This is a genomic window from Antarctobacter jejuensis, from assembly GCF_052266595.1.
Taxonomy (GTDB): domain Bacteria; phylum Pseudomonadota; class Alphaproteobacteria; order Rhodobacterales; family Rhodobacteraceae; genus Antarctobacter; species Antarctobacter jejuensis.
This window is the reverse complement of sequence record NZ_JBQQXJ010000045.1, coordinates 1-1,412: the sequence shown is the minus strand read 5'-3', so window position 1 is coordinate 1,412 and position 1,412 is coordinate 1. Positions and strand designations below refer to the sequence as shown.

Genomic DNA, 1,412 nt, shown 5'->3' with positions numbered 1-1,412 from the left:
CCCTTGGAACGATCAGGCCCGGTGTCCGGCGAAATGGCTAGAAGCCAGGTTGCCAAATCGGCAGTAGGCCATAAAGCATTCCTCAACGCTCCGGAGGTACTACGTTCGCAGCCCTCCAGCGATCCAAGAAATGAATCTTCTTTTGCCCGAGCAAACACAGCAATACAGTTTAAGCGAACTTGGGCTTGTCGATGCCCCGACCGAGGGTGCCTTTGACAACTTAATCTACTTGGCCTCCGACTTGTTGGGATCGCCAGTGTCGCTGGTTTCCATCGTGGATTGGGAACGTGACAGGCAATTTTTCAAGGCGCATCTCGGTTTGCCGCCAGCCTGGGCCGCGAAGCGACAGTCCCCGCTGAGCCATTCTTTCTGCCAGCACGTCGTGGCTGCCGATGCCCCGCTGATCGTCGATGACGCAACAAGCCATCCGATCGTTTCTACCAACAAGGCGATTGATGATTTGAACGTCCATGCGTACCTCGGCGTGCCAATCCACAACCCGGCACGCAAACCCGTCGGGGCACTGTGCGTAATTGAACCTAGAGCGCGGGTGTGGACGCAAGCGGATCTGAAAAAGCTGGAACGTCTCGCTGCTTGCGTCGACGACCTTATTCGGCTGCGCGCTTCCTTGATGACCAGCGATGCCCTGCGACGCGAGCAGGAAGAATTTACCTTCGCCATATCGCACGATCTCAAGTCACCCACGAACACTATGTTCTTGCTGCAATCCGAACTTTTGGAACTGCTCGGCGAGAACACCGACGTCAACATCCGCGAAATACTTACCTACATGGACGCGACCAATAAACGTATGGGTCAACTTGTTGACGGTGTGCTTAGCTACACCCAATTGGTCGGTCAGACTGTACCGCCTGACGCGGTTGCGCTGTCCCCAGTTCTGCAGGGCGTTGTCGGCGATTTCCGGGGCGAAATCACTACCCATTCGGCCCACATAGAGCTGGGCGAACTCCCGTCCGTCATGGGTAACGCTCTTCAGCTTCGGATTTTGTTCCAAAACCTCGTTGGAAACGCTCTGAAATTCCGAGCTATCGGCCGCAGCCCAGAGGTCCAGATACGGTGGGAAGCGGGCGCGCCGGACGGGTTTGAACGGGTCTGCGTTGAGGACAACGGTATAGGCATTGCCGAGGCCAGTCAGGAAAAAGTCTTCAAACTATTCCAACGGCTCAATTTGGCCGAAGATTACCCCGGCACGGGTCTCGGACTAGCGTTGTGCAAACGGATCGTCGGACTTCACAACGGCAAAATCGACGTTCACTCGCAGGAGGGAACAGGCACGACTTTTGTGGTGACTCTGCCCGCAGTCGGATGAGCAAGGCGCCATCGCGGGCCGCCGCATCAACGACGAGAAGAACAAAACGAATCTGTCGCGTGCCCCCCTGCCACTTCAAGTG

The 1,412-nt window shown here is 56.4% G+C and carries 1 protein-coding gene; it reads left to right on the top strand.

All coding sequences use genetic code 11. The features are described 5' to 3' along the window. Positions 1–130 precede the first annotated feature (130 nt). Positions 131–1,330 (top strand): GAF domain-containing sensor histidine kinase, encoded by a 1,200-nt coding sequence (locus tag ACTXGA_RS24445; protein ID WP_443397315.1) that lies wholly within the window; start codon positions 131–133, stop codon positions 1,328–1,330. Positions 1,331–1,412: the final 82 nt, after the last annotated feature.

Coding starts and splice junctions, on each gene's coding strand:
- ACTXGA_RS24445 (WP_443397315.1), top strand. CDS start 131: ATGAATCTTCTTTTGCCCGAGCAAACACAGCAATACAGTTTAAGCGAA.